Origin of the sequence: Pseudomonas putida (assembly GCF_022627325.1) — a bacterium.
Taxonomy (GTDB): Bacteria; Pseudomonadota; Gammaproteobacteria; order Pseudomonadales; family Pseudomonadaceae; genus Aquipseudomonas; species Aquipseudomonas putida_X.
On sequence record NZ_JAETZZ010000011.1, the window covers coordinates 220,339 to 245,214 of the forward strand.

At 53.8% G+C, this 24,876-nt stretch carries 28 protein-coding genes and 3 pseudogenes; 15 read left to right on the forward strand and 16 right to left on the reverse strand.

All coding sequences use genetic code 11. The features are described 5' to 3' along the window. Positions 1-255: 255 nt before the first annotated feature. The 4 genes from JNA92_RS18615 to JNA92_RS18630 form a co-directional block, all read right to left on the reverse strand. Positions 256-1,593: an aspartate aminotransferase family protein gene (locus JNA92_RS18615; RefSeq protein ID WP_241806110.1), complete on the reverse strand. Its 1,338-nt coding sequence runs from the start codon at positions 1,591-1,593 to the stop codon at positions 256-258. A gap of 364 nt (positions 1,594-1,957) precedes the next feature. Beyond that, the gene (locus tag JNA92_RS18620) at positions 1,958-2,845 is read right to left on the reverse strand and encodes a LysR family transcriptional regulator (protein WP_241806111.1); all 888 of its coding nucleotides are present in this window, start codon (positions 2,843-2,845) and stop codon (positions 1,958-1,960) included. A 472-nt stretch (positions 2,846-3,317) separates the two neighbouring features. Further along, the gene (locus JNA92_RS18625; RefSeq protein ID WP_241806112.1) at positions 3,318-4,394 is read right to left on the reverse strand and encodes an aromatic ring-hydroxylating dioxygenase subunit alpha; all 1,077 of its coding nucleotides are present in this window, start codon (positions 4,392-4,394) and stop codon (positions 3,318-3,320) included. A gap of 36 nt (positions 4,395-4,430) precedes the next feature. Then, positions 4,431-5,384, reverse strand: a complete 954-nt coding sequence (locus JNA92_RS18630) for a PDR/VanB family oxidoreductase (protein ID WP_241806113.1) — start codon at positions 5,382-5,384, stop codon at positions 4,431-4,433. A gap of 254 nt (positions 5,385-5,638) precedes the next feature. Between JNA92_RS18630 and JNA92_RS18635 the strand changes: the two genes are divergently transcribed. From JNA92_RS18635 to JNA92_RS18650, 4 genes are all read left to right on the forward strand, one after another. Beyond that, a complete protein-coding gene (locus tag JNA92_RS18635) occupies positions 5,639-6,103 on the forward strand; it encodes a MarR family winged helix-turn-helix transcriptional regulator (RefSeq protein ID WP_241806114.1) in 465 nt (154 codons plus the stop codon). Between the two features lie 190 nt (positions 6,104-6,293). Further along, positions 6,294-6,872: a TetR/AcrR family transcriptional regulator gene (locus tag JNA92_RS18640; RefSeq protein ID WP_241806115.1), complete on the forward strand. Its 579-nt coding sequence runs from the start codon at positions 6,294-6,296 to the stop codon at positions 6,870-6,872. Between the two features lie 51 nt (positions 6,873-6,923). After that, positions 6,924-7,691, forward strand: coding sequence for an MBL fold metallo-hydrolase (locus JNA92_RS18645; RefSeq protein ID WP_241806116.1), 768 nt, complete (start codon positions 6,924-6,926; stop codon positions 7,689-7,691). An 11-nt stretch (positions 7,692-7,702) separates the two neighbouring features. After that, entirely contained in the window at positions 7,703-8,110 is a 408-nt protein-coding gene (locus tag JNA92_RS18650) for an ester cyclase (protein ID WP_241806117.1), read from the forward strand. A gap of 160 nt (positions 8,111-8,270) precedes the next feature. On the opposite strand, the gene JNA92_RS25845 is transcribed toward JNA92_RS18650, so the two are convergent. After that, entirely contained in the window at positions 8,271-8,402 is a 132-nt protein-coding gene (locus JNA92_RS25845; protein ID WP_277818206.1) for a hypothetical protein, read from the reverse strand. A 1,366-nt stretch (positions 8,403-9,768) separates the two neighbouring features. On the opposite strand from JNA92_RS25845, the pseudogene JNA92_RS26125 reads away from it, so the two are divergent. Both JNA92_RS26125 and JNA92_RS26130 read left to right on the forward strand, forming a co-directional pair. Beyond that, a pseudogene (locus tag JNA92_RS26125) lies at positions 9,769-10,722 on the forward strand (HAMP domain-containing protein); the annotation flags it as partial. A gap of 261 nt (positions 10,723-10,983) precedes the next feature. After that, positions 10,984-11,580 (forward strand): annotated as a pseudogene (locus JNA92_RS26130) (methyl-accepting chemotaxis protein); the annotation flags it as partial. Between the two features lie 87 nt (positions 11,581-11,667). Here the strand turns inward: JNA92_RS26130 and JNA92_RS26135 are convergent. Continuing rightward, entirely contained in the window at positions 11,668-11,829 is a 162-nt protein-coding gene (locus JNA92_RS26135) for a hypothetical protein (protein WP_431312470.1), read from the reverse strand. Positions 11,830-12,167: 338 nt separating this feature from the next. Here JNA92_RS26135 and JNA92_RS18665 point away from each other — a divergent pair, with 338 nt between their 5' ends. From JNA92_RS18665 to JNA92_RS18680, 3 genes are all read left to right on the forward strand, one after another. Continuing rightward, entirely contained in the window at positions 12,168-12,461 is a 294-nt protein-coding gene (locus JNA92_RS18665) for a DUF6555 family protein (protein WP_241806118.1), read from the forward strand. A 204-nt stretch (positions 12,462-12,665) separates the two neighbouring features. Beyond that, positions 12,666-12,890 (forward strand): DUF2188 domain-containing protein, encoded by a 225-nt coding sequence (locus JNA92_RS18670; protein ID WP_241806119.1) that lies wholly within the window; start codon positions 12,666-12,668, stop codon positions 12,888-12,890. A 724-nt stretch (positions 12,891-13,614) separates the two neighbouring features. After that, a complete protein-coding gene (locus JNA92_RS18680; protein ID WP_241806121.1) occupies positions 13,615-14,046 on the forward strand; it encodes a response regulator in 432 nt (143 codons plus the stop codon). Here the strand turns inward: JNA92_RS18680 and JNA92_RS18685 are convergent. Continuing rightward, a complete protein-coding gene (locus JNA92_RS18685) occupies positions 14,012-14,416 on the reverse strand; it encodes a response regulator (RefSeq protein ID WP_241806122.1) in 405 nt (134 codons plus the stop codon). The genes JNA92_RS18680 and JNA92_RS18685 overlap by 35 nt on opposite strands. A gap of 137 nt (positions 14,417-14,553) precedes the next feature. After that, positions 14,554-14,967: a low affinity iron permease family protein gene (locus JNA92_RS18690; RefSeq protein WP_241806123.1), complete on the reverse strand. Its 414-nt coding sequence runs from the start codon at positions 14,965-14,967 to the stop codon at positions 14,554-14,556. Between the two features lie 162 nt (positions 14,968-15,129). On the opposite strand from JNA92_RS18690, the gene JNA92_RS18695 reads away from it, so the two are divergent. Then, the gene (locus JNA92_RS18695) at positions 15,130-16,176 is read left to right on the forward strand and encodes a M42 family peptidase (protein ID WP_241806124.1); all 1,047 of its coding nucleotides are present in this window, start codon (positions 15,130-15,132) and stop codon (positions 16,174-16,176) included. 19 nt (positions 16,177-16,195) lie between these two features. Here JNA92_RS18695 and JNA92_RS18700 read toward each other — a convergent pair whose 3' ends face one another. The 5 genes and pseudogenes from JNA92_RS18700 to JNA92_RS18720 all read right to left on the reverse strand — a co-directional run bounded on the left by JNA92_RS18700 (position 16,196) and on the right by JNA92_RS18720 (position 19,423). Further along, positions 16,196-16,444, reverse strand: a complete 249-nt coding sequence (locus tag JNA92_RS18700) for a hypothetical protein (RefSeq protein WP_241806141.1) — start codon at positions 16,442-16,444, stop codon at positions 16,196-16,198. A gap of 372 nt (positions 16,445-16,816) precedes the next feature. Next, positions 16,817-17,260 carry a DUF421 domain-containing protein gene (locus tag JNA92_RS18705; protein ID WP_070383760.1) on the reverse strand — a complete coding sequence of 148 codons (444 nt, stop codon included), beginning with the start codon at positions 17,258-17,260 and terminating at the stop codon, positions 16,817-16,819. 9 nt (positions 17,261-17,269) lie between these two features. Further along, positions 17,270-17,776, reverse strand: coding sequence for a hypothetical protein (locus tag JNA92_RS18710; RefSeq protein ID WP_241806125.1), 507 nt, complete (start codon positions 17,774-17,776; stop codon positions 17,270-17,272). An 11-nt stretch (positions 17,777-17,787) separates the two neighbouring features. Beyond that, the gene (locus JNA92_RS18715; protein WP_241806142.1) at positions 17,788-18,291 is read right to left on the reverse strand and encodes a CinA family protein; all 504 of its coding nucleotides are present in this window, start codon (positions 18,289-18,291) and stop codon (positions 17,788-17,790) included. 379 nt (positions 18,292-18,670) lie between these two features. Continuing rightward, positions 18,671-19,423, reverse strand: a pseudogene (locus JNA92_RS18720) (SDR family oxidoreductase). A gap of 128 nt (positions 19,424-19,551) precedes the next feature. On the opposite strand from JNA92_RS18720, the gene JNA92_RS18725 reads away from it, so the two are divergent. Continuing rightward, complete coding sequence (locus tag JNA92_RS18725) at positions 19,552-19,818, forward strand: hypothetical protein (RefSeq protein WP_241806126.1); 267 nt, start codon at positions 19,552-19,554, stop codon at positions 19,816-19,818. Between the two features lie 91 nt (positions 19,819-19,909). Here JNA92_RS18725 and JNA92_RS18730 read toward each other — a convergent pair whose 3' ends face one another. Both JNA92_RS18730 and JNA92_RS18735 read right to left on the reverse strand, forming a co-directional pair. Then, complete coding sequence (locus JNA92_RS18730) at positions 19,910-20,143, reverse strand: PLD nuclease N-terminal domain-containing protein (RefSeq protein WP_008091025.1); 234 nt, start codon at positions 20,141-20,143, stop codon at positions 19,910-19,912. 19 nt (positions 20,144-20,162) lie between these two features. After that, positions 20,163-21,365, reverse strand: a complete 1,203-nt coding sequence (locus JNA92_RS18735; RefSeq protein WP_241806127.1) for a zinc-dependent alcohol dehydrogenase — start codon at positions 21,363-21,365, stop codon at positions 20,163-20,165. Between the two features lie 272 nt (positions 21,366-21,637). On the opposite strand from JNA92_RS18735, the gene JNA92_RS18740 reads away from it, so the two are divergent. The 4 genes from JNA92_RS18740 (at position 21,638) to JNA92_RS18755 (ending at position 23,987) form a co-directional block, all read left to right on the forward strand. Continuing rightward, positions 21,638-22,519 carry a manganese catalase family protein gene (locus JNA92_RS18740; RefSeq protein ID WP_027609203.1) on the forward strand — a complete coding sequence of 294 codons (882 nt, stop codon included), beginning with the start codon at positions 21,638-21,640 and terminating at the stop codon, positions 22,517-22,519. A 14-nt stretch (positions 22,520-22,533) separates the two neighbouring features. After that, positions 22,534-22,764, forward strand: coding sequence for a hypothetical protein (locus tag JNA92_RS18745; RefSeq protein ID WP_063422659.1), 231 nt, complete (start codon positions 22,534-22,536; stop codon positions 22,762-22,764). Between the two features lie 30 nt (positions 22,765-22,794). Next, positions 22,795-23,295 carry a ferritin-like domain-containing protein gene (locus JNA92_RS18750; protein ID WP_241806128.1) on the forward strand — a complete coding sequence of 167 codons (501 nt, stop codon included), beginning with the start codon at positions 22,795-22,797 and terminating at the stop codon, positions 23,293-23,295. Between the two features lie 401 nt (positions 23,296-23,696). Continuing rightward, complete coding sequence (locus JNA92_RS18755; RefSeq protein ID WP_241806129.1) at positions 23,697-23,987, forward strand: hypothetical protein; 291 nt, start codon at positions 23,697-23,699, stop codon at positions 23,985-23,987. Positions 23,988-24,784: 797 nt separating this feature from the next. Here the strand turns inward: JNA92_RS18755 and JNA92_RS18760 are convergent. Further along, positions 24,785-24,876: transposase domain-containing protein (locus tag JNA92_RS18760; RefSeq protein WP_241806143.1), on the reverse strand; the 92-nt coding region annotated here is incomplete at its 5' end.

Here is a 24,876-nt window from a genome sequence, read left to right on the forward strand (position 1 = left end):
TTGACTAGTCAGTTTCACAGGGAGTTGTTGTTATATGATTTAGATTGCGATGGCTTAATTGCGTCCTAGCGCTTGTCGTAACTTTCCCCAAGGCTATAAACTCTTTGAGTGTCAGCTGTTTTCTAAATCCTTAAGTTCAGCTCGTTTTCGATTGGTTACACGCTGACTTTCTTAGAACCAACTCTTTTGGGTTATAGCTAGTGACAGCCCGCTGGGAGCCCAGGCCTCCGATACGGAGCCTGGGCTAGTCCACACCTAGACTTTGCCGTTTGGCTTCACGCGCGAGAGTACGCTGCATACAGCCTCGACCGCGCGATCAGCCTCCTCTCTGCTCATCGTGAGGGGAGGGGACATGCAGAGGTTCGTTGCGTTACTGATGCGCACGATCACGCCCGTTTCTTCGCGAATAATGTCGGGAATGACCAGGGCTGCATCCGGGAGTGGTTGGCGGGACTCTCTATCCGTGACCAATTCAATACCGATACCCATTCCGGCCTGGCGCACTTCACCTACGCAAGGGTTGTCCCTGAGCGCCGTGAGTTGTTCAGCGATATAAGTACCCATGTCGTTGGATCGGTTGATCAGATCTTCGTCCTCGAGGATCCGGAGGTTTTCCAAGGCTACCGCGCACGCTACGGGATGGCCGCTGTATGTATAACCGAGCGGGTAGCCATGGCCTTCGCGGACGGTGTCGGCTACGTCTCGGCTCATGATTACCGCACCGAGAGGAATGTAGCCGCTGGAGATGCCCTTAGCGGTCACCATGATGTCAGGGGTGACTCCGTACTTCTCGGCAGCGAACCAATGACCTGAGCGTCCAAACGCCGATACCACTTCATCGAATATCAAGAGAATTCCATTTTTCTTGAGCACTTGTGACATGCGAGGCCAGTAGTCGACTGGCGGGGGAACCATGCCCCCAACACCCATGATTGGCTCCGCAATCATGGCTGCAATATTCTCGGCACCGATGCTGGCGATCATCTTCTCCAACTCGTTGACACAGAAATCAGTGGGGTTCTGTCCGTCGAAGTAGTAATGTCGGTAGGCATTGGGTTGGGTTAGATAGGCGACATGCGGTAAGCCTGGGCCCATGCCGTCGCGCAGCTCCGGAAAGCCAGTTGCTGTTCCTCCCCCATAAGCCAGGCCGTGGTAGGCGTTGTTCCGTGAAAGGATCCAAGTGCGCTTGGGTTCGCCACGCTGAGAGTGGTAGTAACGAGCAGTTTTGATTGCCGCATCATCGCCCTCCGATCCCCCGCTGGTGAAAAAGCTCATTTCCAGATCACCAGGTGCAAGACGGGCTAGCTTCTCTGCCAACTCGATTGCGCGTTCATTCGAGAAGTCCCAGAAGCAGGTGAAATACTCCAGCTGCTTCATCTGGCGAGCTGCTGCCTCCGCGATTTCCTCCCGGCCATGGCCAATCTGTGCCAGCCAGAGGCCTCCAGTCGCATCCAGGTATTCGCGACCTTCTGTGTCCCAGAGTTTGCAACCCTTGCCGCGTGCGAAAATCGTGCGGCTGAACTCGCTCTTTGGTAGGTGAGGGTGGATCAGGTGATTGCGATCCAACTCAAGCATTTTTTCAAGATGATTCATTTGGTTGCCTCTTGCTGTGATTGGGACGCATGGCTGGCGCCTGGGTCGCCTGGTCTTATTTTTCTGAAGCTCAAGGACGGCTGGTTGTGCTTACCAGTGCGCCTACTTTTGTAGGTTCACTCATCACAATTGAGCTGACGATTCGATAATGTGACAGGCCCTATAGAGGTTCAATGCAGGGGACGTGATTGCTTAATCAGGTTTTTTGATTGGATTTTCAGCTTCGAGTGTCAAAGTCGTGGTGACTATATAAACGGGCAGAAACGCAGAAAAGCCGACGCTTTGGGCGGTCAGCAGAGAGGGAGGCAATCAGCAACACTATATAGCTGGGGGGGGCGAGACTGGAAAAGCTTGGCAGTATCTGCTAAATTGAGATTCCTAGAGCTTGAGAGGCGCAATTCCTCAGTGCCATGATCACCGGTGATCTGTTTCCATTTAACGTGGCCAGCGTCATGGTGTTGGATGAGGCGTCAGAAATAGGTACGTATTTGATGCCAGGATGGTAGTAAGTCTTGCTAAGGGATACTGGGAATGTGTCAAATGCGCCTGAGTATGCTACAGCAGCTATTACTTCAGGGATCGAATTGACGAAGGCTGCAATTCTACTTGGCTCCTCGCGGATGTCCGCTAGACTCCAATATGAAATTAAGTCGTGTGGAGCGCCTTCCGTTGGTATGGCAAATGGTTTATCTAACAGGTCTGCAACTGTTAAGGACTGACGTGTGGCAAACTCATGTGTCGATGGTACTACCGCTACGCGTGACTCTTGGAAGAGCTCTATGTACTCAAGCCGCTCGTCATAGGTAGGTAGTCGCATAAGTACAACATCAACCTTGCCTCCAATGAGCGACTGAATTTGGTTGGTCATTTGCAACTCTACAAAAACCAAGCGGATATCCGGGTTGAGCCGCTGAAATAGAGAAAATATGGGATGAGTATATTCTGCTGCTTGATCCCCAAAAAAACCTACCCTTACGACTGCTCGTTTATTTTCAGCTATGGCTCTGCATTCTGCGATTGAATCTTGCATGCAATCAATTAAGACACGTGCTTTCTCGATGAAGCGCTCACCTGCTTCAGTCAGTGCGACCCTACGATTTGCTCGTATGAAAAGTCGAAAACCGAGGTCGCTCTCCAACTTAGCGATCTGGGCACTCAAGCCAGATTGAGCCATGTTCTCCAGCTCAGCGGCCTTCCCAAAGTGGAGGGTTTCGGCGAGCCGGACAGCGAGGAGAAGTTTTTTTGTGTCCATAGTCGTTCAGGCCGAGAGGTAGAGGCTTCCCTCCCTGAGAAGCAAGAACCGTGCAAATAAGTTGAGCCATCAACCATTTTTCTTCGGGCGCAGCTTTTACTGGCTTGCTTCGCCAAAGCACCCATACTAGAGGGCTTGGGGGCTGAAGCACCGCAGGCACTGGTAGGTTGGGTCGGTCTGACTCGACTTTCAGAGAGGCGGGTGTGTTACCAGCGGGCGCTCGGGTTGGGTAAATCAGAGATCCCCTTTTGGGTGCGTGTGTGCTTGGGTAGCACTATCAGGATGCGTCTCACACCGCTTTGGCAGCTGCGCTGACTGTGTGCATTGTTGAACACCTTCGATTTGCTGAAAGCCAAACCTGAAGTTGATCCATATAGGCATTTGAGGAACTCAGATTTCCTGAGGTCGAAAATGCTGCTCTTTTCATTTTCAGAAAAGACTTCAGGTCTGACATTCAAGCTTTTACGGCAGATTAGCTTTGTTGACGCAGCTTTTCGATGAGTTTTCTGGCTCGGTTTGCTCCAACGTCTACGTGGATATCAACCATAGGAGCGGTGCCAAAATCAACCATGTTCTTGTACTGAGCTTCGATTACTACCTTGTCCTCGTCGAAGGTGAGTACAGTCTGCTCGATTACTTTCTCGAGTGTTTCTTCTGGGTCGCTAACCGGGTTGGTCGCCATTGTCCAGAAGTAGTGGGTTGAGTTTTCAGTTTCCGGGGTCACCCCATGGAAGCCACGCATGTGGAAGCCGCCCCTTTCAGGATCATTCAATGGATAGGCGCCTGCGTCGACAGCTCCTGTCCAGATTCGGAGGTGCGTAACCAGGAATTCAATTTCCTGCCACCGGTCGACCTTGCCCTTGAATGGGTACGCCGTCACATAGGTCGGAGGTGGGGTAGAACCTGGCATATGCCTAATCACCCGAACTGAAGTATCGTCGCTCTCTACTTTCATTTCGGCATTCATATGAATGCTCGCGTTTCCACCAATAGTGCGTAGGTGGACATACCCAAGGTGACTCAGATCCAACAAGTTGTCATGGATCAGTTGATAGGGAGCCTCGTAGTGATATATGTCGCCCTCGAAGAGATATTTTCCGCTAGAGTGCACATTGTATTCAGGCGGTTCGCAGGTGGGGTTGGAGTTATTGGCGCCCCCGAACCAGATCCAGACGATCTTATCCCGTTCTTGTACGTGGAATGACGCTACTTTAGCTTTGGTTGGGATTTTTGTTTGGCCTGGTACTTCTATACATTTGCCGCTGGCGTCAAACAAAAGCCCGTGGTAACCGCAGCGCATACCCTGTTCTTCAACCGTTCCACGAGAGAGAGGCAGGGCTCGGTGGCAGCAGCGATCTTCGAGCGCAGCAGGTTCGCCGTCTGCTGTGCGGAAGAGCACAACTCGCTTACCCAGCAGGGTTCTTGCTATCGGCTTGTCATTCAGCTCCCAAGCCAATGCTGCAACATACCACTGGTTCATAGGGAATTTGGGTGCTTCTGCGGGGGCACTCACTTCATATGCCAGTGCTTGACCTTGTGATGTACTCATCTACATTTTCCTCCGACAGGATTGTTATTGCTACTACTACAAGTCCAGTACAAGCCGCTTGCTGTGAGCGCGCGAGCAGCAAGGGGTGAAGCAATTGTTTTGGGAGTGTTCGGAGGCAATCATGTACTGATCACGATGATCCGGAGTGCCTTCCACAACTCGCGTTATGCACGCGCCGCAGATGCCTTGTTCGCAGGAGCTTTCGATCTCGATGCCATTCTCAAGCAGAACCTCAAGTACAGTCTTGTCTGCTGGCACCTCAAAAACCTGCCCCGATTGACGGAGCTCAATTTCGAATGAACTATCTCCTTCGACCATCTGGGGCTTGGCTGCAAAGTCCTCACGGTGTATCTGAGGGTCGTCCCAACCTTGAGCTCTAGCCGTGTTCTCGATATGAGACATAAAGCCCAATGGGCCGCAGCAATAAAGCTGATCACCTCTGGAGGGGTGAGCGAGAATCTTCTCTGCATCTAGCGCTTGGCTAGGGTGTCCATTGTTGAGATGGACATGCAGATGCTCCTTGTATGGAGATTGATTCAGCGCATCCAGAAACGCTAAGCGCTCAATTGAACGGCCGCAGTAGTGGAGCTCGAAATCTTTACCCGTTGCGAGCAGGGTATGGGCCATGGCCAAAATTGGAGTGATTCCGATGCCCCCTGCGAACAACAGGTATCGATCACCTGTGAGATCAAGTTCGAACAGGTTTCTCGGGCTTCCGATGGAAATCAAACTCCCCTCGGCCACAGTTGTGTGCATTCCACGGGAGCCCCCTCGTGACTCCGGCTCGTGGAGCACCGCAATGACGTACCGCTCACGTTCCTGAGGGGCATTGCAGATCGAGTATTGGCGTGTCAGGCCAGGGGCTACATGGACATCGATGTGTGCGCCGGCTGTGAATGCAGGCAGCTGCGCACCGTCCAAAGATTTTAATTCAAAGCTGCAGACACCCTCAGCTTCGATGATTTTTCGAGAAACGCAGACTTCAAGCATGAGCTTAACCCCACCGGACGTTGCAGTGTTTGATGGCAGAAAGAGAGGTAGCCGGATTTAGCGCGGCAGGGCGCTACAGGCCAGGGCTAGAAAGATATGCAGGTAGGTGAGTTAGGCATGGCACGGAACCTCTATTTTTATTGTGGTGCCGCGAACGCTTATGATGCGGGCGCGAAATCATCGTGTGATTCTCATACTAGGCATTTTAGTTGCGGTGTCAACTAATCTGGCCAAAAACACAGGAACCACTCGTCATGCCAGATGCACCCTTGAACCTTGAACGCTACGTACCTGCGTTGCTGACATTCTTGACCAACAAGCTCTCCAGCAGTGCTTCGGCCTGCTACCGCAAGCATTTTGGGATTGGGATCGTCGAATGGAGGCTGCTAGCCCTGCTCGATGTGGAGCAGCACATTAGCGCCAACCGAATGGTGCAGGTCATAGGATTGGATAAAAGCGCCGTCAGCCGAGCGCTTCAATTGCTGGAGCGCAGCGGACACATCACGATTGAGGTAGATGCGGAGGACGCTCGCCGGTACACCGTGTCGATGACCGCGTCGGGTAAGCAACTTCACGATCGGGTGCTGGTGACGGCTTTGGAGCGTGAAAAATTACTTCTCTCGGGACTCAGTGATGAGGAGGTAGACACTCTGATCACCTTATTGAGAAAGATGGGGGATCAGCTGGATGCAGTAAACGCGGTGGAGCCTGAAGGCTAAAGGGCCGGCTTCGGCTTGGTTCCATGCTCAACCGATCTAGGCTACTCGCAGCCTGCTATGTCGAGCTAGTCGTCCGCCAAAGCCTCACCCCAGGTGAATGCCCCCTGGATAGTAATTCGACAAAAATTCTGGACTCATCAGTCCGGAATGGTTAAGGTGTACCTCAGAACTGATCACCGGATCTCAAGAAATGGCAAGGCCTCAAGAATTCAATACTCAACAAGTACTCAGGAAGGCGATGGCTGTTTTCTGGGAAAAGGGGTATGAGGCGACCTCTCTGTCAGACCTGATGGCTGCCACTGGCTTGAGCAAAAGCAGCTTGTATGGGAGCTTTGGAGATAAGCGCGAGCTATTTCTGGCTGCATTTGATGTTTATCGCCAGGATCGTAAGCGAGAGATGATTCGGCTGCTCAGCGCTGACAATGCTCGCGACGGTATAGTGTCTTTCTACGAGAGTTTGTTCGCAAACCTCGATGCGAAGACTGCACACAATGGTTGTATGAGTGTGAACCAGGCAGTAGAGATGGCTCCTCGAGATTCGAGGGTGAAGGATATGGTAGGGGATGACTTCAAGACTATTCACGAAGCTGTGAGCGCCGCGATCAGGCGAGGTCAGAAAGACGGCTCAGTCAGGAATCGGGCTGAGGCAGAGGAGATCGCGAGTATTCTGGTTCTGGCATTTCCAGGTCTCCAGCTTATGGCACGAATAGGTGCCGACCAGGAAGCTATGAACAAGAATTTGGCATTGTTGATGACACAGTTGGATTAAAAAAATTTATCAATTCTGGACTGATAAGTCCAGAATAACCGTGAGGACAGCATGAAAATTCAGCAGATTCGTAATGCAACAGTTGTTCTGGACTACGCCGGAACTCGGCTTTTGGTGGATCCATATTTGGCGGAGCAGGGGGCCTATCCAGGCTTCGAAGGTACTGTTAACAGCCACCTGCGAAACCCCACTGTCCCTTTGCCGATGCCAGTTAGCGAAATCATCAAAGCGGATGCTGTAATCCTGACCCATGTCCACCCCGATCATTGGGATGAGGCCGCCATTAATCTGATTCCTAAGTCGATGCCGATTTATACCCAGAGTGCCGCTGACCAGGCTGTGGTGCTCTCCCAAGGCTTTACCGATGTGAATCTGATTGAGGGGGCTGTTCTTAACGGGATCAAGTTCTTCCAAACCAATGGCCAGCACGGCTCGGACGAAGCTCTGCAAGCCATTGGCGAGATCCTTGGTGATGTCTCCGGCGTTGTGCTCCAGCACCCGACAGAGAAAATCCTCTACATAGCCGGTGATACTGTCTGGAACCACCACGTCACCGATGCGCTGGAACAATTCACGCCGGAAGTTATTCTGCTGAATGCAGGTGACGCTCAGGTCATTGGCCTGGGGTCGATCATCATGGGCAAAGAGGATGTTTGGCGTGTTTTCCAGGCGGCTCCTGAGGCTGAGATTGTCGCCACGCACCTCGAGTCAGTTAACCATGCAGTCCTGACGCGGCAGGAGCTCGTCCAGTTTTGCGAGGAGAAAGGTATGACCAGCCGGGTTAGCATCCCGGCTGATGGTGAAACGTTGAGCTTTTGAAGGACAGGCCAATGATCGTTGATGCAAACAAGAAGCTGGTTTGTGACTTTTACGAGGCTATCGAGCGGCGTGATTATGAAGCGGTTGCGGAGTTCTGCCACGAAGATTTCAACTTCTATGTGCATGTGGATCGCCCTATGCCTGGAGCGGCAGGGCTAGTGGGCTCTGAGAAGAAGAACTTTGACATGTATGACCACTTCACCTTTAAGATTCACGAGTTGCTTGCCGAGGAAGATCGTATTGCTGCCTACATGATCTTCGAGGGCGTCCAGGTCAGAAGCGTCGAAGGAACACCTGTGAAAGGCGGTCTCGTACGGTTCTCGCTAATGATGCTGCTGAAGGTCAAGGACGGGAAGATTATCGAGAAGCGGGCGCATTTCGACAACAAGGACATCGACTCTCAGCTCGTAGCAGCTTAATCAGTAAATGAAAGGCCCACCTGCACAGCATTGCTGATGTAGGTAGGCCTTAGTTCTTCCAGCTGCAGCCAGGCCATTTATCTCAAAGACTCTCGCGTTGTAGCTTGACGAGGCGCTGGTATAGCCTCAGACCCGTTCGCAACAGCAGTGCCTCAGTCGCTCAATAGGCTTTGTAAAGAAAGGATTCGCTAGACAGAACCACATCCACACGATCACCTTCAGGATCCTGCTGACGTTTGATTTCCATGCTGAAGTTGATGGCGCTCATGATACCGTCGCCGAAATTCTTCATGGATCAGCTCTTAGGTCGTCATCCTGTATACATTGATCATCTCGTACCAGCAGTAAATCATTGGGTCATTCGGTACAGCGGTCGGTAGCGAGCCTATGTAGGTGCGACCTGCAGTCAGGCAATTGCCTAGTCGAACAGATCAAAAACTTGCCACTACTTCGGCTTGAGCTTTGTCGAAGGTGATCTGGCCACGGCAGCCTGCAGTTGTTTACTCTTTGGAGAGGCTTGCTGCGTCAGATAGCTGTCACGGGCCAGATCTCCTGTCGAGGTTCCTCAGTTCAAAGACAGGGCTTCAGATCTCCGATTTGCGTTCGTCCTGACGGGCTGAGTGAGAAGGAACAGCCTAACTGTGCTGAAAAAATCTTTGCTCAGGCGCTCTGTATTGCTCTGTTCTACCTGCCGGGGGCTGGGGACGCGGGTGGCTGCTCACGTGGGCGTGAGCAGCACTGGTATAAGGTATTCAACATCATATTCTGGCCTACTGCGGTACAGGTAATCGCTCGACAAACCCCTATGAGGCGCTAGCGGTCGGTGATTGCTTATCCGCAATACTGTCCTGCGTCTGTTGATCCGCCTTACCCAAAGGGCTGCTGGCTCACACTGAACGCAGGCGAGGTTCTGAGTGCCTGCATGAAAGGAATTCACTTCGGTCTGCTGTAGTCCCTGGAGAAGAGGCGGTGGTATCAGCAGACATTCGACGGCTCCATCGAGATGTCAGCAGAGGCCCATCAACATTCCAAGGAGGGTGAGGGGGGTTAGAGAAACGCTACCTCTCACAATTCGTGCCATCTTGACGAATACGTAACTATCTCGCTTTCAAATTGCCGATTCGATTCAGACCGCTATTAATCTGTAAAAGTTATTGAATGATCTGGCTTCGTTGATTGCTATCGCACGCGTCCAGGTAAAAAATCGATGCTCCATAAAATCTGCGAAGTTGTAGTTGAACGGGACGGCTGGTGAGTTTTGGGGGGGGCGGCCAGTTGGGCTCCGCGAATCGGTGATCAAGTCCAAGAATAATTTGGCGCTGGGGGTTATGTTTATAATGAGGATGAGCATTCAGTGGCGTGTTCTACTGCTGGTAGGGTTTTGCTTGATAATGGTTGTGTCCATCCTTATATCACTTCTTACGTATAGAGCTGATCAGAATTCTGATATTGTGAAGCTTGAAGCATCCGAAATGTTGCGGCTTTCAGCAAGCCGCGCCTTAGCTGCTGAGGGGGCAGTTCAGGCCAGATCAATACAGCAGTTCTTTCAGTCCGGTTACCAGGTTGGTTTGGATATCTCGCAGCACGCCCTGCAGCTCCGCCAGCTAGTGCAGCGTGATAAAGTTTCTTCAGAGACTGTCCGCGAGGAATTGACTCAGATGATCAGGCATACTCTCGAGGGCAATCCAGGTCTACTAAGCCTCTACTTGGTATTTGAGCGTGATGCCTTAGATGGGGCAGATTCAATTTTTCGTGGCTTAGAGCGGCTTGGTAGCAATGAAGTCGGGAGATTCTCAATTTACACTGCTCAACAGGATGGAAAAGTCATCGCTAAAACAACGCCAGAAAGCGTTATCTCAGATGCAACTTTGATGCTCGATGGAACACCTTTTAGCACTTGGTATGACTGTCCTAGAAAAACACTGAAACCATGCCTGCTTTCTCCGTACTTTGATGAGTCGTCAGGAAGGAAAACTCTGATTACCACTGTCTCATTTCCGCTAATACAGAATGACAAGGTGATCGGGGTAGCGGGTATGGATATCAGCCTTGAGAGCATTCAAAAAATTGTCCATAGCGGCGCTGCTAATCTCTACGGTGGAGCTGGAAACGTCGGTGTCTTCAGTCCGACTGGGCTACTAGCCGGTCATAGCAGTGATGTTAGGCTTTTGGGGAAGTCCCTCATCGAGGCTGGACTTAAAAATGGGGCGGATATCCTCCGAAAAAGCCAAGGTGGAATGATCAAGCCAATTTCAGACCAAGAGCATCTAGGCGTTTTGGTTCCAATTCATCCCATCCCCGAATCGAAGCCGTGGGGCGTGCTCCTGGATGTGCCGGCGAATACGGTGATGGAGCCCGCGCGCTCCCTTCAATCCAGATTGGATGCTCGAACTCGGGAAGATACGATATGGGCCATCGTCTACGGTGTGTTGGTAGGTTTGATCGGACTGCTTCTGGTCTGGCTAACTGCTAGAGGTGTGACAAGGCCGATCAACCGAATTTCTCTGATGCTCCAAGATGTTGGCGGAGCCGAAGGCGATCTGACGAAACGTCTGACATACTCCCGTCCCGATGAACTCGGTACGTTGGTAATGTGGTTCAACACTTTCCTGGACAAGCTGCAGCCATTGATGGCTGATTTGCAGCAGCTTGTGCGGCAAGCTCATGGCAATGTCGATAAGTCGGCGGTCATTTCCACGGCGATAAGTGATGGGATGCAGCAGCAGTACCGAGAGATCGATCAGGCCGCCACTGCTTCTCATGAGATGAGTTCCACCGCACATGAGGTAGCTCGCAGTGCTACTCAGGCTGCCGATGCTACTCGAGATGCTAGAGGGGCGGCGGAGAATGGCCAGGCGGTTATACGCATGACGACCCAAACAATTGGGAACCTGTCAGGCGCGATCTCCGAAGCAATGACCCAGGTTGAGGGTTTAGCTATCCGCAGCGACCGCATTGGTAGGGTTTTGGAGGTAATCAGGGCCATTGCTGAGCAGACGAATCTGCTTGCTCTCAATGCCGCCATTGAGGCGGCTCGCGCCGGCGATGCAGGCAGAGGCTTCGCGGTTGTGGCTGACGAGGTAAGGAAACTCGCAGGCAGCACTGGAGCTTCAATTGAGGAAATACGGACAGTAATCGACGAGCTTCAGGCTAGTACTCGGAATACCGTTGCTGCAATGGAGAGAGGGGCTGTCCATGCAGTGGAAGCAGTTGAACAAGTAGGGAGTGCTTCAAAGGCTTTCGGCCTTATCGGTGAATCAGTGATTGTCATCAGCGAAATGAACTTACAGATCGCAGCCGCTGCTGAAGAGCAGAGTCAAGTATCTGAGGAAGTGAGTCATAATGTGGCTGTCATTCGAGATGTCACGGAATCGCTGTCTAATGAGGCGCAGGAGTCTCTGGAACTGAGTAAAGCCATCAGCGAGCTTGCATCCGCTCAGCAACTGCTGGCCCAGCGTTTCAAGGCGTAACAGAGTCATTACCTGAAATATGTCGAGAATCTGGCCGAACGGTGTGGAGTTTGTCCAGAAAATTCAAACTAGCTTGCGGTAGATATTCTATTTTCCGCCGCAAGCTCTGCCTTGATTCTTGATTGTAGATTGGTAGCAGTCAACGATTGCAGGAAAGTTCCTACAAGGTGACTTGGCATCGAGAATGAAGGCCTGCGCCCATTCGTAGCGATTATTCTGGCCCGCACTATCTCGAAAGTCTCGATTCAAATAGAAATTCTTCGTTTGAGTAAAACTTCGAATCCTCTAAGAAACCCTCATGACGTCTCGATGCCATCATTTGTCCTTTAGGTACTTCACAGTTAATGGTCTGTAATGTCCAGCGCTCCTTGCCTCTCCTTACGTCCAGCGCGACGATAGACGAGAAGTATTTCTCTACCGCTTCGGTTCGCTCTGCGCCCCAGAAGTCAGGCGTGGTGTTGCCTGTCAGAAGATAGACCAGCGGAGCGTTCCTCGAAGCGAGTGGGGAGATTCATTAGCGGGCTCTCAACTGAATTTTTCTCGCATCCGACCCCTCCATATGGCATGGCCTAAAGGGAGGGATTCTTGTGTCAGCACTTCAACTGTACGTGATCGAGTATGAACTGCACGGCGATCATCGGACATTCATCATCCGTCTCGAGAAGATGGATAACGCTACTGCTTGGCACTGGGCGAGCTGCGATGCTGGTGTCGGCATCATTCCCAGATTTGGTCAGCACAACATCAAGCTGGTGAGTCGGCCTTTGGCCGAGCGCTATGGCATCTCCGAGGTGAGATGGAGGTTAGCGGGGCAGGGGCCGGAGTTCATACCTCCCCCTGTTGATTTCAAGAAGTTCTCAGAAGGGGCAGGTGGCGCGTAGCGCCATGCAGATCAAACTGGAGGTTAGCTATGCAACCTAAGACTGAGGGCCCGGAAGAAAAAGGGCCTAGCGATGTCCCATTTATCAACGACCCGGAAAAGCCCACGTCGCCGCCTTTGAATGATGCCGATGCCACGGACGCAGCAGAGGCGGAGGAAGACATTCAAGACTACGCAGAGTCGATCTAGATCCGAGGAGCTACGCATGGATACCTATCACCTGAGCCCAACCGCCGATGGCTGGGAACTCAAAAAAGCGGGCGCTGAACGTGCTTCGAAGCGTGCCCCCACCAAGCAAGAACTGGTTAGCTCACTGTCCGACTTCTTTCACGGCAAAACAGCATCGGTGAAGATCCACAAGTCGGATGGCACCATCGAAGAAGAACGCACCTACCCGCGTTCGGCTGATCCGAGGCGTTCAAAAGGGTGATCTCAGTCACCGCAAGTGACCTTGGAATTGAGCTAAGCGACGCGAGCAGTCACGGTTTGTACAAGTGGCTGCTCGCAAGCTTTCTTATCGCTAAAAGGATTCGCTCAACTGTCGCGGTGGAGGCCTATCGGAGCTTGGTTGATCGGCATGGCCTGGACACCCCCGCCAGGCTCGCCCGATGCTCTCACCAACAGCTGGTCGTATGGCTTGGCCAAGCTGGTTATGCCAGATATGACCAGTCCACTGCGAGACGATTGCATGCGTTGGGGACGGGGCTGTCCAGTGATTTGGATGCTCAGCTCAGCAGCTTACGCCAGGGTCTCATTGACCTGCCCACATTCCAACGCTGGCTTTTAAGTTTTGAGGGAATTGGCATTAAAACTTTGGAGATTTTCATGCGAGAAGCTGCCGCACTGCTCGATAACGAGAGGCTGTAAGGGCTCTTGGAAGGGCACGACTGAGACCGCCGCCCGAGGATATCAGTGCGAGCCTAAGTGCATGCCAGCGTTGGAACTTTACGCAATCAACTGCCACGCCAGGGCGAGCCCGGCCGATACTATCCTCAAGATGAACAGACCCAACGGCAGAGCACTATGGCGTTTCCGCAGTACGGAGGTGCGTTTCGAGCGGCGTATCATCATGATTGCGTGCGGATGGCCATATGCCTTCATCGACCCGATGCCTTTAGCATGGAACACTGGAATATCTCAGGACGGGAGGTTCCATGAAGCTCGAGGCCGAAGGACTATCGCTACGCGGACACACAGCGCTGGTCGTGGAAGACGATGTAACACTCAGAACGCTGCTCGTAGACATCCTGATTGAGCTCGGTGCTCATGCGTGTGGTTTTGGTAATGCGGAGGATGCCCTCATCCATCTTCTTGAAAACCACGGCAACTGTTCGTTGATAATCGCCGACCACGGTGTGCCTGGCACACTCAAGGGAGTGGAGTTCCTGCAGATGGTGGGGGAAAAGTGGCCCGACATTCCCACTATTCTGACTTCCGGTTTCCAGTTGGAGAGCTTAGGTGAGGGTCTATCCAGTGAATTCTTATTCAAACCATGGTCGGTCGAAGAGCTGATTGCGACAATCGCCAATGCCTTGGTTCGCAAGCCCGGTACTACGCAGCAGGACGTTGATCAACATCCTGCATGAGATGAGGCTTCACGCACTCTATGAAACGTTCTAGCGGCCAGGGTTTTTGGAGGAAGTGGATGCCTTGGGGTAGTGCCTCACTCATTTCAGGGTGATAGCCGCTGGATACGATGACGTCGGTGTCTGGCAGTTCCTTACGTGCGATCCAAGCCAGGTTCAATCCTGTCGAGACTCCCGGAGTCCGGACATCGGTAATCACCAGTGACCATGGTTGCAGTCTCAGCATCGCAATGCCTTCATCGGCAGTCGCCAGCGCAGTCACGGCTGCGCCTAGATCCTCCAGCAGCATCGTGATCATTTCTCGGAGGGCGGGTTCATCCTCCACCAGAAGAACGGAGGGAGGCATATCGGCGAGTTTTGGCTCAATCATCAGGGTACTCTTTTCCAAGCGCACGTGAATAAAGCCATCCATCCTCGAACCGCCGCAACGGAATGGCGATGCGCGATATCATTCCGACATCGCTTCGCCGGGAAAATTCACTCGCATTATCTGAAAGAAATTTCACCTCATTTTCTAGCGTCTTCGCTGGGCGCTTGAGTGGAATCGGCGTCGGCCTTAGGTACTTCCTGATCACATTTCTCGCCCATCGCCCGGTACTCCTTTCGCAGCGCATGCAACTGCTTGTTGTCCAGCGCTTCGAGGTCAAGGACGGATCGCTCGGCAGGCTTTGTCGCCCGGATCAGCTCGTCCAGCTTGAGATGGATGATGTCGTTGTCCCGGTTTTGAGTGTTCTGAATTAGGAAGACCATCAGGAATGTGATGATCGTGGTAGAAGTGTTGATAATCAGCTGCCACGTATCGTTGTAATGAAACCAAGGGCCGGAGGCTGCCCACATCGTGATTAGTACGATGGCAATGAGAAAGGTGCTTGGCCTGCCTGCGTGGTCTGACAGCCGTTGGCAGAATTGCGCGAATTTCATGATGCTCTCCCTCTGATACGTTGCGCTTACTCAGTTGACCGCCCGCGTGATCAGAAATCATTTTTTACATTTGGCGGATGCTGCGAAAGATGGGCACGATCACTTTGAACAGCAGCGGCGCAAGCAGGGTCAACCGCTACGACTTTGCTTTGGAGGGTAGTCATGGAAGTCGAGCCGCTGTTGACAGAGCTCTTGATGGCGCGTGGCCCAGGTGGGCAGGAAGATGAGGTACGTTCGATTTGTCTGCGAGAGCTCACTGCATTCTGTGATGACTTGAAAGTCGACAGGGCGGGGAACGTCATAGGCCTGATCAAGGCTGCGCATGACAGTGATTCTGGCGAGGCAGTCAGGGTCATGGCGCACCTGGATGAAATCGCCATGATCGTGAGAACGGTCGAGGCTGATGGGACGCTTAAGGTCGTCGCGCTTGGTGGCGCTCAGCCGATTTGCTTTGGTGCTTGCCCAGTCGACATGCTGGGCGACCGGACGACACTTCCGGGCGTTCTGTCCTACGGCTCGATGCACAACAGTGGCAGCACCCCCACGGGCCGAGACGTATTGGCCGGCGACGTCCACTGGAATGATGTTCATGTGGTTACTCGCCTAACCAAAGCCGCCTTGGAAGAAGCGGGTATACGACCAGGGTCGCGCGTGGTGCTGAGTCAGCACTGGCGCAGGCCATTCATCGTCAACGACTGCATTGCCGCACATTTCCTTGATGATCGAGCGCCTGTCACCGCCGTGATTCATTCCGCTGCTTTGCTCAGCCAGCGTCGGCATTTGCTCAAGCAGGATGTCTGGGTGGTGTTGACCACACTCGAGGAGGAGTCCAACGCTGGGGCAATGTATGCAGCCCGTACGTTACCGGGAGATACCACCATCGCGGTTGAAGTAGCGCCCGTACTAACTGAGTACGACACGCGGCTATGCGCAGACCCGATTATCAATACCGGCGATCAGAAGGGCTACTACAGCCGGACGGTGATCCATGGCTTGCTCGAGGCTTCCCGTCGTGCCGGCTACGAACCCCAGGCAGCTTTACTGTTGGACTTCGCCTCGGATGCCAGTGCCGTAATGAGCGCAGGAGTCTGCGCGCGTGCGGGCTGCATTGCCATTCCAACTGAAAACACGCATGGGTTCGAGTTGATCCATTCGCAGGGGATTTCAGCCTGCGCCGCGACGCTCGACGAGTATCTGATCGACCCTTAGACTACCTGTTTCAAGCTGGTCATGACCGCAGCTCGGCTGCTGTGTTCTTCCTCCAACCCCTGAGGTTCATAAGACACAGCACTACCTGAAGCACAATCAATGCCCACGCTTGGGCATGCCATCCCCAGACCGTCCATAAAATGTTGCTTGCGATAAAGCAACAGAAGCCCACTTTGCGCCGCCCAGGGCGGTGCGATCCAATACACCAGGCTGCCAGCACTGTGACCGCCATCGCTGGCCATTCCAGCAGCTCAACCCAATTTTCCATCAATCCATTCCAGACCGTTTCCATAAACCTTGAGCCATCTTCAAAGGGTCAATCCGTTTGTAGTAATCGGGATTCTCTCGGATTTGGAGTTCACTCTGGAGGACTGGGTTCCGCATACGATATGGCAGGTGACGCGATCCATTAACGCTCAGAGTCGTAACCGCTGATTGCCAGGGGAGCGCGCATCGCAGCAAGAAAAGACCATGATTTTGGCGATGATGGAGCAGGGGCAGATTTTCGACACTAGCAAAATGCGAAACTGGCTGACCACCCACCGGAGTCTGATGCCTACATCAATAATTGAGCCTCACCACGCCCTTCTCCTTAGTTAAATAGGGGGCGCCGTAGCCTGCCCGAGGCTCCTAGAGAATGTCACTCTTCGGGAATAATCGAGATCTTGCCGTTGCGCTCGACAATGGCAAATTTGATCTGCTCCACTTTTTCGATTCCCTGGCTATCGCGCGCAGATTCAAGAATATCGTCTTCAGTGAGTCGCGCTCGGTGCATACGGTGGTGCAGAAAACGGCCATGCTCAACGACCAGCGTAGCGTGGCCGTCCAGCAGTCGCGCCAAAGGCTTGGAATTGAGTTTCGCGAGCGACAGTCCGACATCCAGGACGATCAGCGTCGCGATGACCAACATGGCATTGGTGAAGGAAAAATCATCGCCCAGCAAAGCCTGTTGGGTTGCTTCGCCGATGATTAGCAGCAGCACAAAATCAAAGGTCGTCAAGTCAGCTAAGGAACGTCTGCCTGCAACGCGAAACAACAGCATGAGGGCGATGTACATGCCGGCTGCGCGAAGGATTGAATCCATTACTCGCTCCTAAGGGAATAGGAAGGTAGAGAAGTGGACTGCACTGGATGGGCCTGCGCGCACCGCGCATTCCAGTGTTCCAACATACTCGCTGCGTAAGGTCAGATAGAGCGTGGCAATGCCATCCTCGCTAGTTCCCAGTTGCAGCAAGATGGCCTTGCCCTGTGAGAGCGAGGCTTGTGGTTGAGGTTGTAAGGTTTCGATGCTGGCTTCGCGCAGTAGTGAACCATCGAGCTGCACCATGATGGGTTCTCGGGCGCTGCCCCGTACAGTGATGCGCAAGCTGTCAGTTGTGCCACTGCGGCTGAGGCGTTGATACTCAACATGCAGACGGCCATCAGCGCTCGTGACCTGAGCATTGCTGAGTGGGCCATTACCGAATACGCCGGCCAATCCAAGTAAGACAATGACGATCAACAGGTACCAACCGGTGCGTTCGAAGCGCCAGACGCGCTGCTGCATGGTCATGTCTTCCTGGACAGGCTGCTGTCTCGACACCAGTTCATCATCCGCCATAGCCCTAATCCTCAGGCGCGCTCCCCACGAAGCCAGCGCTCGTGATAATGGATCAGGCGGGTCAGTCCGTAGACGGCCCCGTCATGCATGACTTGCGCTCGCTCTCCAAAAAAACGCTGGGTACGGGTAAATACGGCAATTGGTTCCCCGGCAAATGCCCACCCAAAGCACAGCGTGCCGGGTAGAACCTCAGATGCTGGGTTAGGCCCGGCTACACCGGTAGTTGCAATAACGACATTGGCATCGCTGTCCTTCAAAGCCCCTTGAGCCATCTCCCAGGCGACTGGTTCGCTCGTCAGCCCGTATCGTTCGATGGTCTCCGCGCTTACACCTAGCAGACGCTTCTTGGCGGAGGGGGAATACACTACGTAGCCGCTTTCAAGCACCTCGCCCGTTCCTGGGAATGCCGCTAGCAGAGCGACCATGCAGCCTGCTGTGCAGGACTCGGCAGTCGTGAGTACCAGATGCTGGTCTTTGAGGTATCCAAGCACGGCCAGTACGGGATCACTTGCCATTCTGATGTCGACTCGTTGTTCTTTTATGGTGGACGTGTCGGCCATGTAAATGGTTCACCGGTTCAGCGTATGTTCGCTTGGGTTCTTGACTTGAACTTCATTTCCCGCGTGAGCATCAATTTAGGTAGCACGGAGCTGTGCTCCGAAGTGTTATTTGAATGACAAAGATAAGGGTAGGGTAGCCATGAAAAAGCACACTGACACTGGGCATAGGCCAAAGGCCCCGTCAAAATCCCAGGGGGAAGAAGAACGCGACAAGGATGCTCATCGACCGGACGGCTCATCAGGCACCGATCATGATTCGACCGCACAGAAAGCAGCGCGTAATGGAGGGGAGAAGAAGCACTGAGGCCAGCAACAGCTGGCCTCAGTGCTTTCATCAGAGGATGGGTTTGCCGCCGGTTATCCCGTAGCGTGAACCCGAGATGTAGCTGGCCTCATCAGAACCCAGCAAGACATAAATCGGCGCGACCTCCACCGGTTGCCCTGGTCGCCCCATTGGGTAACTTGAACCGAAATTCTTCACGGCTTCTTCCGGCATGGTGGCAGGTATCAGCGGTGTCCAGATCGGGCCGGGGGCTACGCTGTTGACCCGTATGCCTTGCTTGCCGAGCAGCTGGGCGAGGCCGGAGGTGAAATTTGCAATCGCACCTTTGGTGGCGGCATACGCCAACAGGCTGGGTGATGGGGCGTCGGAATTGACCGAGCTGGTGATGATCGAACCGCCTTTTGGCATCGAAGGCAATGCGCGTTGGCAAATCCGGAAAATGGCGGTGATGTTGGTATCGAAGGTCTTCACTCATTCATCGTCGTCAATTTCGGCCAGGCTTTCATGGGCCATCTGGAACGCGGCGTTGTTCACCAGGATATCGATGCGACCGAACCGCGCCACGGTCTTGTCGACAACGTCGTAGCAATGCTGTTTGTGTGCGAGGTCGCCAGGCAGCAGCAGGCACTGGCGGCCAGCGGCCTCGACCCAGCGCGCTGTTTCCTGAGCATCTTCGTGTTCATTCAAGTGGGCAATGGCAACGTCGGCGCCCTAGCGGGCGCAGGCAATAGCCACCGCGCGCCCGATGCCGCTTTCGGCGCCGGTGATCAGGGCGATTTTGCCTTCGAGCCGATTGTTGCCGATGTAGGTCTGCTCACCGCAGTCTGGATACCCATTCGTTTCGAGAACCTCATCCTAGGCCACTAAAGCTGCTCTTCTGAACCTTTGAGGCATTGACGACTCAACCGAGCATTGATGAGGGAGGGCTCGAGATGCGCACCTTTGAGAGAGACCTCTTCGCACCTCAATCGTTAAAGCTCAAATGTTTGGCCGCGTGGTTTCGGGTGCTAGAGGACAGGGTATGGCGTATGGAATCGCCGGACGACTATCACGAGGAATTGCTTCGACGGGCGGATGAAATGGATCGTCAAGGAATCATTTCCTGGCAGGAGTGGCGTGATCTACGTCTCCAGGCTGATGCTGCTTACCTCAGAGCGGTAGCCGGGGACGATTTTCCCTCACGGTTTTTCGGGAGTTGAGGTAGGGTATACCGCTGCGCTGCGCCCTGAGGTAGGGGAGGGCTTCATCGACGCCGCGCCGGTATCCACGTAGGTCAGTTCACATGACATGTCAGCCCTTACTGTGTTCGTCTGACGTCGGCCCAGTCCCGCGCTTAATCCCACGCGGCCCAGCTATTCCCCAAACGGCCAGTCCAACCAGCGGTAGAGCCAGGATCAGCAAGGCCCACATGGCTTTGGTCGCATCGGTCTTGTCGCTTCGAAACACGCTGACTATCGCCCACAGGTCGATCAACAAAAGAATCGTTGCTACCGCGATCCAGAAGTACGTACCAAGATCGTTCATAGGTTTGTCCTCCGATGGCTTACACGTAATCACTCCCTAACGTTCCAGCGGCCGCCCCTGGAACGAGAATCACTTTCCGGCAGTTATCCTGTTTTTGATCGAACATTTTGTAGCCCATGGCAGCCTCTTCCAGGGCGAGGCGGTGAGTCACGATCAGTTCCGGTTCCAGGCGCCCGGCTTCTATGTGTTCGAGCAGTTCTGGGAGGTATTTCTGCACATGGGTCTGGCCCATCTTGAACGTCAGCCCCTTGTCGAACGCATCGCCAAACATGAAGGCGTGAATGAAGCCGGCATACACGCCCGGCACACTGACTACGCCCCCGCGCCGCACTGCGGCAATGCTTTGGCGCAGGGCCTTGCCGCTGCTGCCCTCGATCTTAAGTGCCGTCATGACTGTTTCTGCAGTGCTGCCCTTGGCCTCGAAGCCAACGGCGTCGATCACGGCGTCGACGCCCCGCATACCCGATGTTTGTCGAATGATGCTGTCGGCGGGATCATCATCCTGCTCAAAGTTCATTGGAGTTACGCCGTAGGCGTCGCGGGCGTAGGCTAGGCGGTAGTCGTTGTCATCCACCATGAAGATGGTCTGCGCGCCGAGCATTCGCGCGCACGCCGCGCTGAGTAGACCCACTGGCCCCGCGCCGTAAATGGCGACTGAGGAACCTTGGCCGATCTCGGCGTTGATGACGGCCTGCCAGGCGGTCGGCAATATGTCGGAAAGAAAAAGCACCTTATCGTCAGCTAAGGCGGTGGGCACCTTGAAGGGGCCGACATTGGCTTTGGGTACCCGCACATAATCGGCCTGGCCGCCTGGAATACCACCATAGAGATGGCTGTAACCGAACAACGCAGCGCCTGGTGGGATGCCTTTTTTGTTGATGATCGATCCGCGCCCGGTGTTTGTGGTCTCGCAGGCAGCGAAGAGATCGTGTTGACAGAAGAAGCAGCTTCCGCAAGCGATAACGAAGGGAATCACCACCCGGTCGCCTATTTGTAGATTGGTGACGGCGCTGCCGGTGTCCTCGACGATCCCCATGAACTCATGACCGAAAATATCACCCGCTTCGGTTTCTGGAATTTTGCCTCGATAAAGGTGCAAATCAGATCCGCATATCGCCGTGGCGGTGACCCTCAGAATGATGTCGTCAGCTTCCTCGATGATGGGATCAGGGACGTTATCGACCCTGACGTCGTTTGCTCCGTGGTAGGTCAGTGCTCGCATCGTGCGTTCTCCTGCATAGAGTTCAGAGGTTATGCAGGGGAAGCCTTGGGCATTAAGAAAGTTCAGCCAAACTGAGTCAGTGGTTAACTTAAGCGCTAAATGTTGGGGTGAGGTTATTTTTGTTTACCTATAAAACTTGGCTTGAACCTTTTCAACCTTGCCATTCGTCCTGAAAACTCGTGGTGCGTTAGCACGTATCGAGTGCAGCTTGCTCCCACGAATAGAAAGGCGCGCATTTATTTGAGCGCTTGATCAGCCGCGAGGAGTAAAACATGTTTATTCACAATAAGCGCTTGCAATATACGGTGCGCGTTGCTCAGCCCAATCCAGGCCTTGCAAACTTGCTTTTAGAACAGTTCGGCGGCGCTCAGGGTGAGCTGGCCGCTGCCAGTCGATACTTCACCCAGGCCCTCGCCGAGGATGACCCAGGCCGCAAAGACCTGCTGATGGACATCGCCACTGAAGAGCTGAGCCACTTGGAGATTGTCGGCTCGATCATTGTGATGCTTAACAAAGGTGCCAAGGGCCGACTTGCTGAGGGGGTCGAAGAGGAGGGAGAGCTGTACCGAGCCATCAATGGCGCCGGTAACGATTCCCACATTACCAGCATCCTCTACGGCGCCGGCGCTCCGCTTACCAACTCGGCAGGGGTGCCATGGAGCGCGGCCTATGTGGACACCATTGGCGAACCGACGGCTGATTTCCGCTCCAATATCGCTGCCGAAGCGCGGGCGAAGATCGTGTACGAGCGCCTGATGAACGTGACGGACGACCCTGGCGTGAAAGAAGCGCTGGGTTTCCTGATGACACGAGAAATCGCACACCAGCTTTCTTTCGAAAAAGCGCTGCACGCCATCCAGCCTAACTTCCCTCAGGGCAAGCTTCCTGGCATGCCGGAGTTCACCAACAAGTATTTCAACATGTCGGGTGAGCCGAATGTGCGTGGCCCTTGGAATGAAGGCGAGGAGTGGGAATACGTCGAGAATCCCTCGGCTGCCGTTGATGGCGGAGATGGCACCGCTTCGGTGGAACTGGCCGCTCCTGATCTCGCGGTATTGGAAGCCATGAAGCTGCGGACGATGTCGGATCCAGCCAGCAACCCGGTCACCGGGGCGGATCTCGGCTCGGGCTTGGTCAACGGTAAAGATGACTGATTGAAGGAGGCCCCATGAGCACTTCGAGAAGAAGGGATAAGGCTCAGGCTGACATCGGCTTCGAGCATCTGATGAGCGCGGCGGTCGCAGAGTTTGAGGCCGACTCACGCCTGGCTTGCCGAGCGATGCGGGTAAAGATGGCGATAGGCATGTTTGGCGTAGGCTCGGTGCTGCCCAACGATCTGCCCCTGAAGCTTCCCACTGAGTCGTTACACGAGAGTCTGGTAAGCCACACCCTGCAGTGAAATCGATTTTCACACCAAAGGAGAATGACGATGGTTGCTCGCAAAACCGTAGAAGATCTGTTCATCCATGAGCTTTCGGATGTGTACAGCGCTGAGAAGCAGATCACCAAAGCATTGCCGCGCCTGGCTCGGGCATCTACCAACCCGCTTTTGGCTGATGCGTTCACCTCACATCTGGCGGAAACCCAGGGGCAGATAGAGCGCATTGACCAGCTGGTAGATTCGGCTGGATTGAAACTCAAGCGGATGAAGTGTGTAGCCATGGAGGGGCTGATTGAGGAAAGCAAAGAGCTGCTGGATGAAATCGAGAAGGGGGCAGTACTCGATGCGGCGCTGATAGGGGCATGCCAGAAGGTCGAGCACTACGAAATCGCCAGCTACGGCACCCTGATTGCGATGGCCAAGCACCTTGGCATGGAAGAGGCCGCCTCGCTATTGGCAGACACCCTCGCAGAAGAAAAAGCCGCTGACGAGAAGCTATCAGCGATTGCCGAAGAGGGCGGCAATCAAGCAGCGACACTCGAGAAGTGAATCTGTGGAGCCCGGCTTTCGCCGGGCTCCCCGACAGGCGCTATGTTCGTGAATGTGATGTCTGATTCTGGGCTTGAAGACATGCGTTCCATGAGCCTGTCTCAGGGCTTGGGGCAGCACTGAGTCATACGCTGGGCTCAGGTATGGCCAGAAGAGTGAGGCTCCGCCATGGAGTACAGATGGTCAACTAATCGGACAGCTGGGGGGCCAACAGGCGCCGGCGCCGTGAATCGAACGCCTTCTCAGGTAAGAGAAGGAAAGTTGTACAAGAAAATTTATTTGTATCGGAAATCAGGCCAGTTGTCCGATACCCATATGGGTCCACGCCACAGTCATTGAAGCGCTGTCGTGTTTTGCTATGGTTAGGTTTCCGTATAAGACTAAAGTCGTAGGAGGACGGCATGCGTATTCGTGGTGATGTTTTTTGGGATTGGGCGGATCCAGTGCTTCATCATCGCAGCCACGACGAGGAGCTCGATGACGGCACGACTATCGATGTTCAGGTCAGGCTCTCGCGCATAGGTCAGACGCAAATGTTCATCGGCGTGTACGCAGGAAGTGGAATGGCGCTGCATGAGGAAGCCTTCGAATCCCGCCCCGGCGAGTCAATGACCCGAGCATTAGCCTGGGGGGTTGGTCGAGCAAGGCGTCTGGCGACAGATCAGCGCGCTAATGTGAAACAAGTGGCCTAGCTGCAGCCAGTATCCGTGGCCGTTGGCTCAAGCGTCAGCGGCCACGACCGTCTTCTCTCAAAAGCCAATCCCATTTACCAGCGTTAGGGTCAGCCATTTGCTGCTCGTCCCGTAAAGCCTTTAACGCCGTGTACTGAAAGTCAGCTCGTATCCGCAGATTTGCGCAGTCTGGGACTAGCCATCTGAGGCTTCCAAAGCGCTGAGCGACCTCAGTACCTGGCCACAAGCATTAAGTTGAGCCGTTATTAGGATCGATTGGAATAGCATTCCCGACCTTGCTAAATAGTCTCTTATTGACATGCCTAGGGCGTCATCCCTTCGGATCTCATAAGCGTTCGACAGAAATGTGGTTGATCCTAGAAGCCGCACTCCAGCGCGATCGGCGAGCATCATCGTCGATGTCTCTAGCAGTTCTTTACTCTTCCTCAGCCGCTGCTCACGCAACCACTGCTAAGGAGAGACCTGTGTGGATACCTTGAACATTCGCGAGAAATGGCTTCGGCCCAACAGCGCCAGCCTCGGAATTCTGCGCTACCTGTGATTGATCAGGCCTTCTCGCTTCAGCAGCTTGATGTTGGTTTGTTTCACGATCACCTCTGTCAGTTCATGATCGCTGAACCAGCGGCATTCCACGATTTCGTGACCCGCGCTCGGCAGCATCGTGGGTTCGATAGACATTTGATAGAGGTAGTGTTCTTCGTCATCGAAGATGTAATGGCCCAGAAACCGAGCGCCAGTGAAGGGCAGGCTTGTCTCCTCCTTCAGCGTAAGCGTCCGGCGAACTCACCTTGCGTAAGTCAGGCCGGCACCCACTGATGCGGCAGCAACTGTCCGATCTCACTGGCCCGTTGGGTCGGCAGCCGCGTCAGCACATCTTTGAGATAGGCAT